Source organism: [Rhizobium] kunmingense, from assembly GCF_977018605.1.
Genome location: NZ_CDRNXG010000001.1, coordinates 3,557,423 through 3,572,535 on the forward strand (window position 1 = coordinate 3,557,423; position 15,113 = coordinate 3,572,535).

The window sequence follows — 15,113 nt, forward strand, 5'->3', positions numbered from 1 at the left end:
TCGCAGGTCATGCGGCTCTTCGGCTCATGGCTCATCGCCTTCGGTGTCTTCCTGTCCGGCTTCGTCATGTCGGAGCCTGCACCCTACGAGCTGATCATGGTGGTGCAGATCGCCATCTGGTTCCTGCTCGGGCTGAAGATCTCGCGCACCGCCTGCGCCTTGCTGGTCCTGCTGATGGTTTTCAATATCGGTGGACTGTTCTCGATGCTGGTGATGAAGGACTTGAGCGGCGCGCCGATCTATTTCGCCGTATCGATCTTCCTCGGCCTCAGCTCCGTCTTCTACGTATCGATCGTCGAGGACGATCCGTCGCGTCTGGAGCTGATCTTCAAGGCCTGGATCCTGGCGGCGATCGCCACCGCCATGCTCGGCATACTTGGCTATTTCAACGCCTTTCCGGGCTCGCATGTGTTTACCCGCTACGACCGCGCCATGGGCGCCTTCCAGGACCCCAACGTCTTCGGGCCCTTCCTCGTCGCGCCGATCCTCTACATGGTCTACAGGTTGCTGACCGGCAGGATCATGGCCGCGCCGCTGTTGATCGCCGGTATCGTCGTGCTCGTCTTCGGCGTTTTCCTGTCCTTCTCGCGCGCGGCATGGGGCCTGCTTCTGTTTGCCGGCGTGGCTCTGATCGTGATCATGCTGCTGAAGGAACGGACCACGGCGTTTCGCCTGAAGATACTGACGATCTCGCTCGTCGCCCTTGTCGTTCTCGTCATCGCGCTCGTCATCGCACTGCAAATTCCGCAGGTCTCCGACCTCTTTACCAACCGCGCCCGGTTGGTGCAGGAATATGACGGCGCGCGGCTCGGCCGTTTCGAGCGTCACAAGATCGGCTTCCTGATGGCAATGGAACGGCCGCTCGGCATGGGACCGATGGCATTCGGCAAGATCTATGGCGAAGACGAGCACAATATCTGGCTGAAGTCGCTCACCACCTATGGCTGGCTCGGCGCCGTCACCTATCAGATCATGATCTGGTCGACGCTGTGGCTCGGCTTCCGGTATCTGCTGCGGGAGCGGCCGTGGCAGCCCTTCCTGATGATTACCTGGATCATGGTGCTCGGGCATACGCTGATCGGCAACGTCATCGATACCGACCACTGGCGGCACTTCTACCTGCTGCTCGGCCTGCTATGGGGCTGCATCGCACTGGAGCACCGACATATGCGCCGTCTGCGCGCTTCCGGCGGGTAGCGACCGTCCTGCCTGCCTTCGCTCCGCCTGGCCGTGTCCCGCTTGACGTCGCCTGCTTGACTTTGCAATCCGGCACTCCACTTCAATTTCCATGCTGACTTCATCGCAACTGCGCGCGGCGCGCGCCCTGATCAACATGACGATCGACGACGTGTCCGCCGCGTCCGGGCTGACCGTAGACGTCATCCGTGCGGCGGAAGCATCATCCGGATATCCTGCTGCGGAACCGGGCGAGCGGCTGCGCCGGCTCTTCGAATCGAAGGGTGTCATTTTCGTCGGCTCGGGCCAGCAGGATGCGTCGGGGCCGGGTGTCAGGCTGCGTCAGGTTCTGGCCGAAGAGGGCCTGCGGCCGCAGAATTTAAATTCTGCGAACGACGGCTAAAAACTTTAAAATCCCCGGAACCATTTGAGCGGCAACGCGTTTCCATGCCGCAATTCAAAATCGGGGATACGCATGGCACGCAGCAACAACCTCTATCTTATCATTGGCGCTCTCGTGGTGGTCGTCGCGGGACTGAGCTTCTACGTGTATCGCGAAGAGACGAAGCCTGAGGGCGTATCCATCAGCATCGGCGAAAACGGCGTCCAGGTTCAGGAAGAATAATCCTGGGCTTTGCGCATACAACTTTAACCATAAATCGCGCAGGCTGACACTAAAGACATTCATGCAGATCTTTTGAACGCAGAGGGGTTCAGAATGACATCGCATCTCAACAGTATCGACATCGAGGAAAAGGGCCTGAAGAAGGTCTGCAGCGTTGCGGATTTCGCCCGCCGCTATCGTCTCGATACCTATGAAGAAACACGTTTGATCAAGCTTCTCGGTCCTTTCGCGACCCAGCAGGAGCTGTTGATGAATGCGAGCCGTACGCCGCGGTTTCGCTAGACGCGTCTTCAATCGCTTTTCAACGCCACCGATCGGGATAGTGCCTGCGCTCTGATCCGGGCACGGAACCTTTACGATCGCCTTACAGTTAGTTCATCGTCAAACAAGACCTGGCATAGGCCGAAAACGGCTGCGCCGAAGGAGGAGATATGCTTCGAATTACCGCCAGAACCGGGCTTGCCGCCATTCTCATGGCAGCATCATCGGTGATTTCGGTCGCGCCGGCTGCGGCACAGGGTGTCGAGTTGCGCATCGGCCCGGACGGAATACGTCCGGTCATCCGCGAGGATGACCGCTATCGGGACCGGGGACGTGACCGTGATCGCGGCTGCAGCCCGGGCGAAGCGCGCGCTGCAGCGCGTGGCGAAGGCCTTCGCCGCCCTGAAGTGGTGCGGGTGACAAGGCGCAGCGTGACGGTCGAAGGCATGACGCGCCGTGGTCCAGATCGCATCACCTTCGCCAATCGTCGCGGCTGCCCGATCATCTGATCGGCATCATTCCAATCGCCGAGAGCCCCGTTGCCATGACACGCGACGGGGCTTTTGTGCGACTATCGGTGCAAGTCCATTGCCGACCACGATTTTTCGCTTGCGCCACGCATGGCATGCCAGTATGGAAGTCGTGCTTCACGAAGCGGGTCGGAATGTAGCGCAGCCCGGTAGCGCACTTGACTGGGGGTCAAGGGGTCGTGGGTTCGAATCCCGCCATTCCGACCATTTATCCCCTGTCCAACCCGGACACATAGGTAACAATCTGTTCCTAAGACATAGGTAACAACCTCGTGCCGAACGGGTTGTCGATTGTTTGCAATGTCCTCTGTTCCAAGTCGATGTATCCGAGATCATAGCTCAAGAAGCTGACGAGCCAAATACCATCGTCGACTTCCTTGAGCCCGAGCCTCTGTCCTGCCAGCACCGTCGAGATATTGATCTTCTTGCGATGGATGCAAAGCCGCCCGCAGTTAGTGACGATGGCGTCGCGATCGTGGAAGGGGTAGTCGATGTCCGGTAGGCCCTGATAAGGTCTTGGCGATGTGGTGTAGAGCTCGGCCGGGACCTTCATGGACAGCGCCTCATGCGGCCGTTCTTCATTGAATTCACTGACGAAAGCGTCGAAACGCATCTGCTGCTGCAAGATATTGCGGCCCGGCGGCCTCGTCGCTTCCTTCTTGAGCGTTAGATGCATGCGCTCGTGACGGCCGTTCTCCTGCGGGTGACCGGGACGGATGCGCTCGATAGCGATGCCGAGCCTGAGCCACCAGACCGATAGCTTTGACAGATTGTAGAGCCCGTTGGGACTGGCGAAAGGCAGGCCGTTGTCGGAGCGGATCGCGGCCGGCAGGCCCCGCTCGGCAAAAACCCGCCGGAAGGCCTCGAAGACACCCTGTTCGCGCGTCGATTCGAAGGCCTCGCAACACAGAAGATAGCGCGAGAGCTGGTCGGTGATCGTCAGTGGGTAACAGTATTGGCCGTTGCCCAGCTTGAACTCCCCCTTGAAGTCGGCGCACCAGAGATCGTTGGGACCAGGTACTGCCGAAAGCGGCGTGCCGACGGCCTTGTTCGCAGGGTTCCTCTTGCGGGCCTGGCTTACAAGGCCGTAGCGGTCCAGCACGGCATGCACCGTACTTTTGGCCGGAATACGCACGTCGCCAGCCAGCCGCCGCACAAGCAGCTCGCGAATCTTGCGTGCGCCCCAGTGCGGCTTTTCCTTCTTGAACCGCACGATCATCGCCTCCACCGGCTCAGGCAACTGATTGGCATAGCGCACTGGCCGTCGAGACCGATCCGTAAGCGCCTCGAGCCCTTCATCCTTGTAGCGATTGAAGATCTTGTAGCCAGTCTTGCGCGAAATGCCGAACGAACGGCACACATCGCTCATGCTGTCGCCTTCCAGCAAGCGGGCGACAAATCGAAGACGCTCATCCATGACCGAAGTCTCTCTCCACGGCATCGACACCTCCCGATAAAGTCGAAAAGTGTAACCCATGTCTCCGGTACGATTTGTCACCTATCTCTCAGGTCGGGCACCCCTCGTATAATCCAAACATTTTCTTTTGAGACATTGTCAGTTGGCGGAAGGCATCAGCCCCATGTCGATCAATTTGCGTATTTACCTGTCTCTGGCTTTCAGCCTTGTATCAGCCGCCTCCGCGGGAGCCGCAGACATAGAGGCTGGCGCGCGTACCTACCGCACCTGCCTTCCCTGCCATGCGATCGACAGCGACACCAACAAGCTCGGTCCTCACCTGAAGGGCGTGTTCGGCCGTCAGGTCGGCAGCGTTGCCGAGTTCCGCTATTCGCAGGCCATGTCCGATGCGGGTAAAGACGGGCTCGTGTGGGATGAGGCCGCGCTTTCGGAGTTTCTCTCCAGCCCCGGCTCGAAAATTCCCGGCAACAGGATGCGCTTCTACGGCCTCTGGTTTCAATCGGAGATCGACAATGTCATCGCCTATCTGAAGGCAAATCCGTAACACCCTTGTCCTCGCTGCCTTGCCGCCATGAAAAAACCGCCCCGGCGAACCGGAGCGGTCTGATCATCATCCCATACGGATCAACGATACGGCGAATAGCACTGCTGGCGCGGACCGTTATAGGGCTGGAACGTGTTGTCGTAGGAGCGGTACGAACGGTAACGATTGTAGCACCAGCTCACATGGCTGTTGCCACCTCCGACATAGCGGCGCGGCGGCGGTGCGTAGCGCGGCTGTGCCAATGCACCGCCGATGATCGCACCCGCTGCAAGGCCGCCGATGATTGCGCCGGCATTCGAGCGATCGCGGTGGCGATAGCGTCCATAGTCACGACGGTCGTAGTAACGGTCACGACGCCAGTCCCGATCACGGCGCCAGTCGCGGCGATGGCGCCGTTCCCATCTGCGGTCACGGTCCCATTGGACGTTCTCGACCTGCTGCACTGTCTGAACCTTCGGCACGCCGACAGTCGGAAAAGCATTGGCCGGGGCGATACCCGTCAACGCGGTCACTGCCGTTACCAGGATGATTGCAAGTTTTCTCATCTTTATCTCCTCGGAATGTCTCCCTTGATAAAGATGTTCTCATTTCCGCTCTGAACCAGAGGTGAACGGTAAAATACCGGTGACATCGCAAGAAAAAGCGATGTTTTTATTCGCCGGCGGCGTTCAGCGGACCTGATCGAGCAGACGTTTGCATTCCAGAAGATCGAAAAGCGCCTCCTGGAGAAGCGCACGGTCTTCCTTGCCGACGCTCGACTTGCCCAGCGAAATCTCCGAGCCGTCATCATCCGCGGAACCGCCGAAGCCGAAGAAACGACCGCTCGGCTTCACCTTTGGCCGGCCGAGGACCTGGTCCTCGTCGCCGCCCGCCACCTTCGGCTCCGCCTGTCTTTCATTCGAGGACGCGATGATCGCATCCATCGTGGCGACATCGCCCGAGGCGATGGCGGCGACAAACTTGTTGCCGTTCATCTTCAGGAGCTTCTGGACGCCCTTGATCGTGTAGCCGTGATCATAGAGAAGGTGGCGGATACCCTTGAGGAGTTCGACGTCCTCGGGCCGATAGTATCTGCGGCCACCGCCTCGCTTCATCGGCTTGATCTGCGTGAAACGCGTCTCCCAGAACCGCAGGACGTGCTGCGGCAGATCGAGATCATCCGCCACCTCGCTGATGGTGCGGAACGCGTCCGGGCTCTTTTCCAAGATCAAACCTCCAGGCCGCTTGCAGCGCCGAATCCGGGAGATATCCCGACGCGACCGCAAGTTCCTTAAAATAAGCGACGAATCGCACCGATCTCAACGGGTTGAGCCGGTGAATTCAACTATCTTCACAGGATTGAGGCGGAGTGAGGTCCCGAAACCGGCCAACGGTCCTATCAGACGCCAATATCAAGCGACAGGCGTAGTCGTCTTTGCCTTGGCCTTGCGGCTCGTATGCGCCTTGAGTATCCGCTGCTTCAGGACATTGGACGCCTTGAAGGTCATCACACGGCGGGGAGAGATCGGAACCTCCTCGCCGGTCTTCGGATTACGGCCGATGCGCTCATTCTTGGAGCGCACCTGGAACGTGGCGAAGGACGACAGCTTGACGACCTCGCCACGCACGATCGCATGGCAGATTTCATCGATCACGGTCTCGACCAGTTCGGCGGATTCGGTTCTGGAGAGTCCCACTTTGCGAAATACCGATTCCGCCAAGTCTGCACGTGTCACTGTCTTTCCGGCCATGATCCCCGCCCAGTTTCCCAATTTGATCTCTCAAAAGCCAATTAAGACTATTTTGCTTGGCGACTAGGGTCAAGCACCTGTCGAAAATCTACTTTTGATCCGGGCGGTTAAGGCCGTTACCAGCGAACCAGTACCGAACCCCAGGTAAAGCCGCCGCCCATGGCTTCCAGCATCACGAGGTCACCCTTCTTGATGCGGCCGTCAGCACAGGCAACCGACAGCGCCAGCGGAATGGACGCCGCAGACGTATTGCCATGCAGATCGACGGTGACGACGACCTTTTCAATCGGAATACCGAGTTTCCTTGCGGAACCATCGATGATGCGGCGATTGGCCTGGTGCGGCACCAGCCAGTCGAGATCCTCGGCGGTCGTTCCGGTCGCCTCGAAGGCGGCGTCGATGACGTCGGTGATCATACCTACTGCATGCTTGAAGACTTCACGGCCTTCCATGCGCAGGTGACCGACCGTGCCGGTGCTCGACGGGCCGCCGTCGACGAAAAGCTTGTCCTTGTGCGAACCGTCGGAGCGCAGCTTGGCCGTGAGGACACCGCGATCGGCGGTCGTCCCCTCGCCTTCCTGGGCTTCGAGAATGAGTGCTCCGGCGCCGTCACCGAAGAGAACGCAGGTAGTGCGGTCCTTCCAGTCGAGAATGCGCGAGAACGTCTCGGCGCCGATGACCAGTGCGCGCCTTGCCATGCCGCCGCGGATGTGCAGATCCGCCGTGGCCATGGCGTAGACGAAGCCGGTACAGACGGCCTGCATGTCGAAGGCGTAGCCATGGCTCATGCCGAGGCGTCGCTGGATGTCGACGGCCGTGGCCGGGAAGGTATTGTCCGGGGTCGAGGTGGCGACCAGGATCAGATCGATATCGTCCGGCGTCAGGCCGGCATTGTCGAGGGCGGCGCGGGCCGCCTGCTCGCCGAGCGAAGCGGTCGTCTCGCCCTCGCCAGCGATATAGCGCTGGGTGATGCCCGTGCGCTGCACGATCCACTCATCGGAGGTTTCGACGATATCTTCCATCTCGCGGTTGGTCACCACCCGCTTGGGGAGTGCGGCTCCAAAACCGCGAACGACTGATCGGATCATTTTGGGCTCATATCCTGTCATCATGCCGCTTCAGGGCCGGCCGTAGGCTGGCGCTTGGCATGGTAAATCTTCAAATCCTGGGCGATCTTGGCATTCAGGTCGTTGCGCGCCATGTCGTAGCCGACGTCGATGGCCGCCGCGAAACCTTCGGAACTGGTGCCGCCATGGCTCTTGATGACGATGCCGTTCAGGCCGAGGAAGACGCCGCCATTGACCTTGTTCGGGTCCATCTTTTCGCGCAGGCGATCGAATGCCGGCTTGGCCAGCAGATAGCCGATCCGGGCGAGCCAGGTGCGCGACATCGATTCGCGCAGCAAGGTGGCGATCTGCTTGGCGGTGCCTTCGGCGGTCTTGAGCGCGATATTGCCGGTAAAGCCTTCGGTCACGACCACGTCAACGGTGCCCCTGCCGATATCGTCGCCCTCGACGAAGCCCTGATAGGCGATCGTCGGAAGATTGGCTTCGCGAATCAGACGACCCGCTTCCTTGACCTCTTCCTGCCCCTTCACCTCTTCGACGCCGACATTGAGGAGGCCGACCGTCGGACGGTCGATCTCGAAAAGCGCGCGCGCCATGGCGCCGCCCATCAGGGCGAAGTCCAGAAGCTGCTGGGCGTCGGCGCCGATCGTTGCGCCGATATCAAGGACGATGCTCTCGCCCTTCAATGTCGGCCAGATGCCGGCGATCGCCGGGCGTTCGATGCTCGCCATGGTGCGCAGGCAGAATTTTGCCATCGCCATCAGCGCACCGGTATTGCCGGCCGACACGGCAACATCGGCCTCACCGAGCTTCACCGCTTCAATCGCGCGCCACATCGACGAGACATAGCGGCCACGGCGCAAGGCCGCGCTCGGCTTCTCGTCCATTGTGACGGCCACTTCGCACTCGTGAAAAACGGAGTGCTCGCGCAGCTTCGGGTACCGGGCGAGCAGCGGCTCGCATTCGGCCTTTAAGCCGAATATGATGAAGGTCGCGTCGGGATGACGATCGAGAGCCTTGGCGATACCGGGTATAATAACCTCGGGACCAAAGTCGCCCCCCATTGCATCCACAGAAATTCTGACCACTATTTCCTGATCCTTATCTTGGCCCAGCCGGAGCTGCTTTTGGCACACATCCGGCGGCCGCGCCGTATCTTCGGCCACGCTCATGCGCGGCCCTGCCGGCGAAATCGTGGCCAAAATATAGTTTTCGGCCCCGCTTACAACAGGGTCAGTCCTTTTTCCAGTCTTTCAAGGCCGCGAAAGGGTTCGGCTTGTCGTCCTTGGCCGTTCCGTCGCTTTCAATCCGGTCGGCAAATTCTACCCCCGATTTACGCGGATAGGGATCAATCGCCAAAGCCGCGAACTCGGAGACGGCCTCGCCGACGTCGATCGTATCGCCGACAAACGATTCCGGCAGGTCCGGTCCATCCGGATCGAGGACCATTTCGGCAGCATCTTTGGCTGCAACGCGGGCGAGCTTGGAGCCTTCCGGCACGAAGATCTGCTCGAAATCCTCGGCGATTGCAGAGGAGACCGGTTCAAGCGAGACGACGCAGGCCTGGACGATCTCGGCCGTCACCTTGCCCTTGATCTTCACGCCGTCCTTCTTCCAGCGCGAGAGGTATACCTCCGCCTTGAAGGACTTCACCTCGACAACCTGCCAGAGTTCGGCCAGCCCCTGCAATTCGCGCTCATCCGCCGCCATTTTCACGGTGACGGCGTTTGCCGAGATGTTGCCGACCTTGACGGGATAGGAAAAGGGCGGCTTTTCCTGATGAATGTTCTCGTTGCTCATACTTCCTCGCTTGCGCGGCCCGGCTGCGGAATAACCGCGCCGCCGCGGGCAATATCGTCTTCGGCAGTGGCTGCCAGATGTGTTTCGGTTTCCACCATCCAGGCAGCCAGGGCCGCCATGTCCGGGGCCGGCTCCTCGCCGGGATGGATATTGCGGGCAAGGCTTGACGCCAGTTGCGGCACGTCGCCCGTATCCAGCGCCTTCGCGTAGGTCTCCAGCCGGCCATAGAACATGCCGGCCAGCTTCTTCATCCGCTTCGGCACGCCCTGGTCGCCGATGCCGAGTTCGCGGATCGAGTGATCGAGATCCTGAAAGAACGCATCGACGATCTCCTGTGCCAGTTCCTGACCGCTGGTGCCGGAGCGCGCCGTGCGGCGGAAAAACAGGATCATCACGATCGACAGCATCTCATAGCGGCCCATCACCGTGTCCGGCACACCGAGGTCGGTGTAGAAGACGGGCAAGCGCGCGGCCGATGTCAGCGCCGCATACTGACGCTCGACAATTGCCTGATTGTGTTTTTTCTTTTTGAACAGACCGAAGATCATCGATTAGTCCCGCGAATGACCGGACCCAATGTTGCATGGAAACGAAAGCTGGTTTACCGAAGCAGGCGCGAATTGCAATGCCGTTCGGCCAGGGCCGTCGACGGGGCGACCTCTTCCGGAAAACGTATGACGTTATCGGGACCGTCCCCGGAATAGCCACAATGGTGATGAACAGCGGATGCCGGCAGATATGCCGGCCTTGTTTACGGGGGATGCAGTTGAAGAAGCGGACTGCCGAGTACGGAATGAAATTCTTGAATAAAACCGCCATCAGCCTGATGCTTCTCGCCTCTGTCTCGGCCGCAGGATGCACGTCGATGAATATCGGCGACACGATGTATAACGGCTATGTGATCGATCAGGAATCGCTGGCGCTCATCCCCGAAGGATCGAGCCGCGAACAGGTTCTCCTGACCATGGGCACGCCGTCGACGACGGCGACGTTCGATGCGGAAGTGCTCTACTACATTTCCCAGAAGCGCGAGCGCTCGGTCGCCTTCATGAAACCGCGCCTCGTCGAGCAGAACATTCTCGCCATCTACATGAACCAGGAAGGCGTGGTTGCCCGCAAGGCGAACTATGCACTGCAGGATGGCAAGGTTTTCGATACGATCTCGCGCACGACGCCGACCGGCGGCCGCGACCTGACCTTCCTGCAGCAGATGCTGTCGGGTGCCGGCGGCGCGGGTGCCGGTGCGGCTGCGATGCGCAGCATGCTCGGTGGCGGTGGCGGCGGCGGCGGACCGGGCCTTTAAACGCCCCAACCGTTCTCCTTTTTTGCAGAAGCCCGCGGATGGCTCCGCGGGCTTTTTGTTTCGGGAAGGCCTGCCCTTCAGCCCGCAAGCACCGCCAGCAGCAGCAGGGCCACGATATTGGTGATCTTGATCGCCGGATTGACGGCGGGACCGGCTGTGTCCTTGTAGGGATCGCCAACCGTATCGCCGGTGACGGAGGCCTTGTGCGCTTCCGACCCCTTCATGTGGCGCACGCCGTCCTTGTCGACGAAACCGTCTTCAAAGCTCTTCTTGGCATTGTCCCAGGCGCCGCCGCCCGAGGTCATCGAGATCGCGACGAAGAGGCCGTTGACGATGACGCCGAGAAGCGAGGCGCCGAGGGCGGCAAAGGCGGATGCCTTGTCACCGCCGGAAATCAGCAGAACGCCGAAATAGACGACGATCGGCGCCAGCACCGGCAGGAGAGATGGAATGATCATCTCGCGGATGGCGGCTCGCGTCAGGATGTCGACGGCGCGGCCGTAATCCGGCGTGTCGGTTCCCTGCATGATGCCGGGCTTTTCGCGGAACTGGCGGCGAACTTCCTCGACGATTGAGCCGGCCGCCTTGCCGACTGCCGTCATGGCGATGCCGCCGAACAGATAGGGAATGAGGCCGCCGAAGATGAGACCGGCGACGACATAGGGGTTGGCCAGACTGAAGGAGATCGGGCCGACACCCTCAAAATAAGGATACTGTTGAGCGTTGGCGGCGAAATACTGCAGGTCGTTGGAATAGGCCGCAAACAGCACCAGCGCGCCGAGCCCGGCCGAACCGATGGCATAACCCTTGGTGACGGCCTTGGTCGTGTTGCCGACCGCATCGAGCGCGTCGGTCGACTTGCGCACCTCCGGCGGCAGATGCGCCATTTCCGCGATGCCGCCGGCATTGTCGGTGACGGGACCGAAGGCATCGAGCGCGACGATCATGCCGGCCAGGCCGAGCATGGCGGTGACCGCGATGCCGGTGCCGAACAGGCCCCCGAACTGATAGGTGGCAATGATGCCGCCAACGATGACGATGGCCGGAAGTGCAGTCGATTCGAGCGAGACGGCAAGGCCCTGGATCACGTTCGTGCCGTGGCCGGTAACGGAAGCCTGGGCGATCGAGTTGACCGGCCGCTTGTTGGTGCCGGTATAATATTCGGTGATCACGACGATCAATGCCGTTACCACGAGGCCAACGAGACCGCAGACGAACAGGCTGGAACCGGTGATTTCCTGACCGGCAACCGTTCCGACGACACCCCAGCCGACCGTCATCGAGGTGGCTATGGCAAGGCCGAGGATGGACAGGATGCCGGTGGCGATCAGGCCCTTGTAGAGCGCGCCCATGATCGAGCCGTTGGAGCCGAGCTTGACGAAGAAGGTGCCGATGATCGAGGTGACGATGCAGGCGCCGCAGATGGCAAGCGGATAGAGCATCGCCGCTTCGAGCGTCGGCGCACCGGCGAAGAAGATGGCTGCGAGCACCATGGTGGCGACGACGGACACGGCATAGGTCTCGAACAGGTCGGCCGCCATGCCGGCGCAATCGCCGACATTGTCGCCGACGTTATCGGCGATGGTGGCCGGGTTGCGCGGGTCGTCTTCCGGAATGCCGGCCTCGACCTTGCCGACCAGATCGCCGCCGACATCGGCGCCCTTGGTGAAGATGCCGCCGCCGAGACGGGCGAAGATGGAGATGAGGGATGCGCCGAAACCGAGCGACACGAGTGCATCGATCACTTCACGCGAGCCGCCGGGATGCCCCAGGCCCGCGGTCAGAACCCAGTAATAGATGGAGACACCGAGCAAGGCGAGACCCGCCACCAGCATGCCGGTGATCGCACCGGACTTGAAGGCGATGTCGAGACCCGCGGCGAGGCTATGCGAGGAGGCCTGCGCCGTGCGAACATTGGCACGGACGGAGACATGCATTCCGATAAAGCCTGCGGCGCCGGAAAGCACCGCACCGATTATGAAGCCCAAGGCGGCCGTGCCGGACAGAAACAGCCATGCGAGGATGGCGACAACGACGCCGACGATGGCGATCGTCAGATACTGGCGGGCCAGATAGGCCTGCGCCCCTTCGCGGATATAGCCGGCAATCTCCTGCATGCGCTCGTTGCCCTGATCGGCGGCAAGCACGGAGCGCGTGGCCCACACGGCATAAATGATCGACAGCAGACCGCAGACGATCACACTCAAAATCACCGTCATTCGATTTTCCTCTCCCAGATGCCGGACCAATATCCGGCCGTGCAGTCCCAAGGCGGCCGCCCTCCCCTCCCAAGGAAGCGTTGCCGCCGTGCGGGCGAGATTGCGGTGGAGATGAAATGCCGTCAAGCCCTGCAACCGCAAGAGGCGAAACGACGCAGGCAGCGCAGAACCGTCAGGCGGCTCTGGACGGCGCGCGCCTGAAGAGAAGAGCGGCGATCAAGACGAGGCAGAGGATGCTCACCGGCCAGATCACCATGTTGATGAAGGACCAGCCCCAGGTGACGAAGACCTTGCCGGAGGAGAAGGACGACAGCGCCACCGTGCCGAACAGGACGATGTCGTGAAAGCCCTGCACCTTGTCGGCTTCCTGCGGCCGGTAGCTTGAGGCGACGATGGCTGTCGAGCCGATGAAGCCGAAATTCCAGCCGATGCCGAGCAGTACGAGCGCGCCCCAGAAATTCCAGAGCTCGATGCCCATATGCGCGACAATGGCACAGGCCATCATGGTGAAGAGGCCGGCCGCAACGATCTTTTCCGCGCCGAAGCGTGCAATCAGCGCGCCGGTGAAAAAGCTCGGGCCGAACATGGCAAGCACGTGCCACTGGATGCCGAGCGTCGCCATTTCGGTCGGAAAACCGCAACCGATGACCATGGCGAGCGGCGCACCGGTCATGACGAAGGTCATCAGTGCGTAGATGCAGATGCCGCAGATCATGCCCGTCATGAACCGCTGCGTCAGGACGATTTCCTTCAGCGGTCGCGCCGGCTGATCCGCATGGGCAGCTGCCTTGGCCGTCGGAAGCCTGAGGAAGGCGAGAATGCCGATCGACGCGAGGCAGAGAGGGATCAGGGCAATAAAGGCGCCGGCAAAGGTGACCGGCCAGAGCAGGTCCTTGGCCCAGATGGCGATCTGCGGACCGATGACGGCGGAAACGATACCGGCGCCGAGTATCCAGGAGATGGCTTTGGGCTTGTAGGAAGACGGGGAAGCGTCGGCAGCGGCAAAGCGGATCTTCTGGGTGAAGCCCGCACAGGTGCCGATCATCAGAAGGGCTGCGGCAAACATCCAGAAGTCACCGCGAAAGAGCGCGATCGCGGCAACAGCGCCGCCGCAAGCGCCGACGAGGCAACCGAAGATGAAGGCCTCGCGCCGCCCCAGGAACCGCGACAGAATGGCGATGACGACGGCACCACAGGCGGTGCCGACATTGAATGCCGTGATCGGCGCGGTGGCCAGCGACTTGTCGTCGCCAAGCAACTGGTAGCCGGCAAGCGAGCCGATGGAAATGGAGAGCGGCGCGGCAGCGCCCAGAATGGCCTGGGTGCCGGCAAGCAGCGCGACATTGCGGCGGGCCGAACGCATCTGCGCCTGAAGACCGTCCGCCACGCCATCCATGTGCCTACCGCCTACTTCTTGTCGCTGCGAACTTGCTTGGCAATCCGGTCGAGAACCGCGTTGACGACGCGCGGCTCGTCCTCCTCGAAGAAGGCACGGGCGATCTCGACATATTCGGTGACGATGACCGGGATCGGAACATCCTTGCGCTCGAGCAGCTCGAACGTGCCGGCACGCAGGATGGCGCGCAGCGTCGTATCGAGGCGCGACAGCGGCCAGTCTTCCTGCAGCGAGGAGCGGATGATCGGATCGATCTTCTGCTGGTCGCGCACGACGCCGGAAACGATCGAGCGGAACCACGACGGATCGGCCTTCAGGTAGGTATCGCCGTCCAGTTCCTGGCCCAGGCGATGTGCCTCGTATTCGGCCACGACTTCGAGAACGCCCGTTCCGCCGATATCCATCTGGTAGAGCGCCTGCACGGCGGCGAGACGCGCCGCGCCGCGCTGGTTGACGGTCTTGACCAGCTTTTCAGGGGTCTGCTTTTCCTGCTCGTTGGACATCAGCGTGCACCATTCAGCTTTTCGCGGAGCGCGATCATCGAAAGTGCGGCGCGGGCTGCAAAGCCGCCCTTGTCCTTGTCTGAACGGCGAACGCGCGCCCAGGCCTGCTCATCGTTCTCGACGGTCATGATGCCGTTACCGATCGCAAGCGATTCGGACACGGCAAGGTCCATCAGCGCGCGCGAGGATTCGTTCGAGACGATGTCGAAGTGATAGGTTTCGCCACGGATGACCATGCCGAGCGCGACAAAGCCCTCGTATTCGGTGCCGCCCTGCTCCGCCGCGTCGAGCGCCATGGCGATCGCCGGGGGGATTTCCAGCGCGCCGGGAACCGTGATCACGTCATAGGTCGCGCCCGCGTCCTTGAGAGCCGTCGTTGCGCCGTCGAGCAGAGCATCGGCCATATCGTCGTAAAAACGAGCTTCGACGATCAGGATGTGAGGAGCGGGTTCAGATGACATGGGTAACCTCGGGTAGTTGGCCCGACACACAAACGGGGCCATAAGCTTGGGCGCGGTCAAAACATGCCGCGCGGCCGTTGG

The 15,113-nt window shown here is 61.1% G+C and carries 19 protein-coding genes and 1 tRNA gene; 8 read left to right on the top strand and 12 right to left on the bottom strand.

The window, feature by feature from the left end:
- The first annotated feature begins 9 nt into the window (after positions 1–9).
- From AC0JZ4_RS17180 to AC0JZ4_RS17205, 6 genes are all read left to right on the top strand, one after another.
- On the top strand, positions 10–1,197 hold the full coding sequence (locus AC0JZ4_RS17180; RefSeq protein ID WP_471887926.1) for an O-antigen ligase family protein: 1,188 nt from the start codon (positions 10–12) through the stop codon (positions 1,195–1,197).
- Positions 1,198–1,288: 91 nt separating this feature from the next.
- Positions 1,289–1,579 (top strand): DNA-binding protein, encoded by a 291-nt coding sequence (locus AC0JZ4_RS17185; protein WP_471887529.1) that lies wholly within the window; start codon positions 1,289–1,291, stop codon positions 1,577–1,579.
- A 72-nt stretch (positions 1,580–1,651) separates the two neighbouring features.
- Positions 1,652–1,801, top strand: a complete 150-nt coding sequence (locus AC0JZ4_RS17190) for a hypothetical protein (RefSeq protein ID WP_471887530.1) — start codon at positions 1,652–1,654, stop codon at positions 1,799–1,801.
- A gap of 93 nt (positions 1,802–1,894) precedes the next feature.
- Positions 1,895–2,083, top strand: coding sequence for a hypothetical protein (locus AC0JZ4_RS17195; protein ID WP_471887531.1), 189 nt, complete (start codon positions 1,895–1,897; stop codon positions 2,081–2,083).
- 149 nt (positions 2,084–2,232) lie between these two features.
- Positions 2,233–2,571 (top strand): hypothetical protein, encoded by a 339-nt coding sequence (locus AC0JZ4_RS17200; protein ID WP_471887532.1) that lies wholly within the window; start codon positions 2,233–2,235, stop codon positions 2,569–2,571.
- Between the two features lie 151 nt (positions 2,572–2,722).
- A tRNA-Pro gene (locus tag AC0JZ4_RS17205) sits at positions 2,723–2,799 on the top strand.
- 43 nt (positions 2,800–2,842) lie between these two features.
- Here AC0JZ4_RS17205 and AC0JZ4_RS17210 read toward each other — a convergent pair.
- On the bottom strand, positions 2,843–4,033 hold the full coding sequence (locus AC0JZ4_RS17210; RefSeq protein ID WP_471885655.1) for an IS481 family transposase: 1,191 nt from the start codon (positions 4,031–4,033) through the stop codon (positions 2,843–2,845).
- Between the two features lie 151 nt (positions 4,034–4,184).
- Here AC0JZ4_RS17210 and AC0JZ4_RS17215 point away from each other — a divergent pair, with 151 nt between their 5' ends.
- Positions 4,185–4,553, top strand: a complete 369-nt coding sequence (locus AC0JZ4_RS17215) for a c-type cytochrome (RefSeq protein ID WP_471887927.1) — start codon at positions 4,185–4,187, stop codon at positions 4,551–4,553.
- An 80-nt stretch (positions 4,554–4,633) separates the two neighbouring features.
- On the opposite strand, the gene AC0JZ4_RS17220 is transcribed toward AC0JZ4_RS17215, so the two are convergent.
- The 7 genes from AC0JZ4_RS17220 to AC0JZ4_RS17250 all read right to left on the bottom strand — a co-directional run bounded on the left by AC0JZ4_RS17220 (position 4,634) and on the right by AC0JZ4_RS17250 (position 9,698).
- Complete coding sequence (locus AC0JZ4_RS17220; RefSeq protein WP_471887533.1) at positions 4,634–5,098, bottom strand: BA14K family protein; 465 nt, start codon at positions 5,096–5,098, stop codon at positions 4,634–4,636.
- Positions 5,099–5,221: 123 nt separating this feature from the next.
- A complete protein-coding gene (locus tag AC0JZ4_RS17225) occupies positions 5,222–5,758 on the bottom strand; it encodes a MerR family transcriptional regulator (protein ID WP_471887534.1) in 537 nt (178 codons plus the stop codon).
- 186 nt (positions 5,759–5,944) lie between these two features.
- Positions 5,945–6,283 (bottom strand): integration host factor subunit alpha, encoded by a 339-nt coding sequence (locus AC0JZ4_RS17230; protein WP_471887535.1) that lies wholly within the window; start codon positions 6,281–6,283, stop codon positions 5,945–5,947.
- Between the two features lie 116 nt (positions 6,284–6,399).
- Positions 6,400–7,371, bottom strand: coding sequence for a beta-ketoacyl-ACP synthase III (locus tag AC0JZ4_RS17235; protein ID WP_471887536.1), 972 nt, complete (start codon positions 7,369–7,371; stop codon positions 6,400–6,402).
- 20 nt (positions 7,372–7,391) lie between these two features.
- On the bottom strand, positions 7,392–8,438 hold the full coding sequence (gene plsX, locus AC0JZ4_RS17240; RefSeq protein WP_471887537.1) for a phosphate acyltransferase PlsX: 1,047 nt from the start codon (positions 8,436–8,438) through the stop codon (positions 7,392–7,394).
- A 145-nt stretch (positions 8,439–8,583) separates the two neighbouring features.
- Entirely contained in the window at positions 8,584–9,150 is a 567-nt protein-coding gene (locus AC0JZ4_RS17245) for a YceD family protein (RefSeq protein ID WP_471887538.1), read from the bottom strand.
- Complete coding sequence (locus AC0JZ4_RS17250) at positions 9,147–9,698, bottom strand: ubiquinol-cytochrome C chaperone family protein (RefSeq protein WP_471887539.1); 552 nt, start codon at positions 9,696–9,698, stop codon at positions 9,147–9,149. The genes AC0JZ4_RS17245 and AC0JZ4_RS17250 overlap by 4 nt, the downstream gene beginning before the upstream one ends.
- A 212-nt stretch (positions 9,699–9,910) precedes the next feature.
- Between AC0JZ4_RS17250 and AC0JZ4_RS17255 the strand changes: the two genes are divergently transcribed.
- Positions 9,911–10,453, top strand: a complete 543-nt coding sequence (locus AC0JZ4_RS17255) for an outer membrane protein assembly factor BamE (RefSeq protein ID WP_471887540.1) — start codon at positions 9,911–9,913, stop codon at positions 10,451–10,453.
- A 77-nt stretch (positions 10,454–10,530) separates the two neighbouring features.
- Here the strand turns inward: AC0JZ4_RS17255 and AC0JZ4_RS17260 are convergent, their stop codons facing one another.
- From AC0JZ4_RS17260 to ribH, 4 genes are all read right to left on the bottom strand, one after another.
- A complete protein-coding gene (locus AC0JZ4_RS17260; protein WP_471887541.1) occupies positions 10,531–12,672 on the bottom strand; it encodes a sodium-translocating pyrophosphatase in 2,142 nt (713 codons plus the stop codon).
- Positions 12,673–12,844: 172 nt separating this feature from the next.
- Positions 12,845–14,068, bottom strand: coding sequence for an MFS transporter (locus AC0JZ4_RS17265; RefSeq protein WP_471887542.1), 1,224 nt, complete (start codon positions 14,066–14,068; stop codon positions 12,845–12,847).
- Between the two features lie 11 nt (positions 14,069–14,079).
- Entirely contained in the window at positions 14,080–14,571 is a 492-nt protein-coding gene (nusB, locus tag AC0JZ4_RS17270) for a transcription antitermination factor NusB (RefSeq protein WP_471887543.1), read from the bottom strand.
- The gene (gene ribH / locus AC0JZ4_RS17275; RefSeq protein ID WP_471887544.1) at positions 14,571–15,032 is read right to left on the bottom strand and encodes a 6,7-dimethyl-8-ribityllumazine synthase; all 462 of its coding nucleotides are present in this window, start codon (positions 15,030–15,032) and stop codon (positions 14,571–14,573) included. Before ribH ends, nusB begins: the two co-directional genes overlap by 1 nt.
- Positions 15,033–15,113 lie beyond the last annotated feature (81 nt).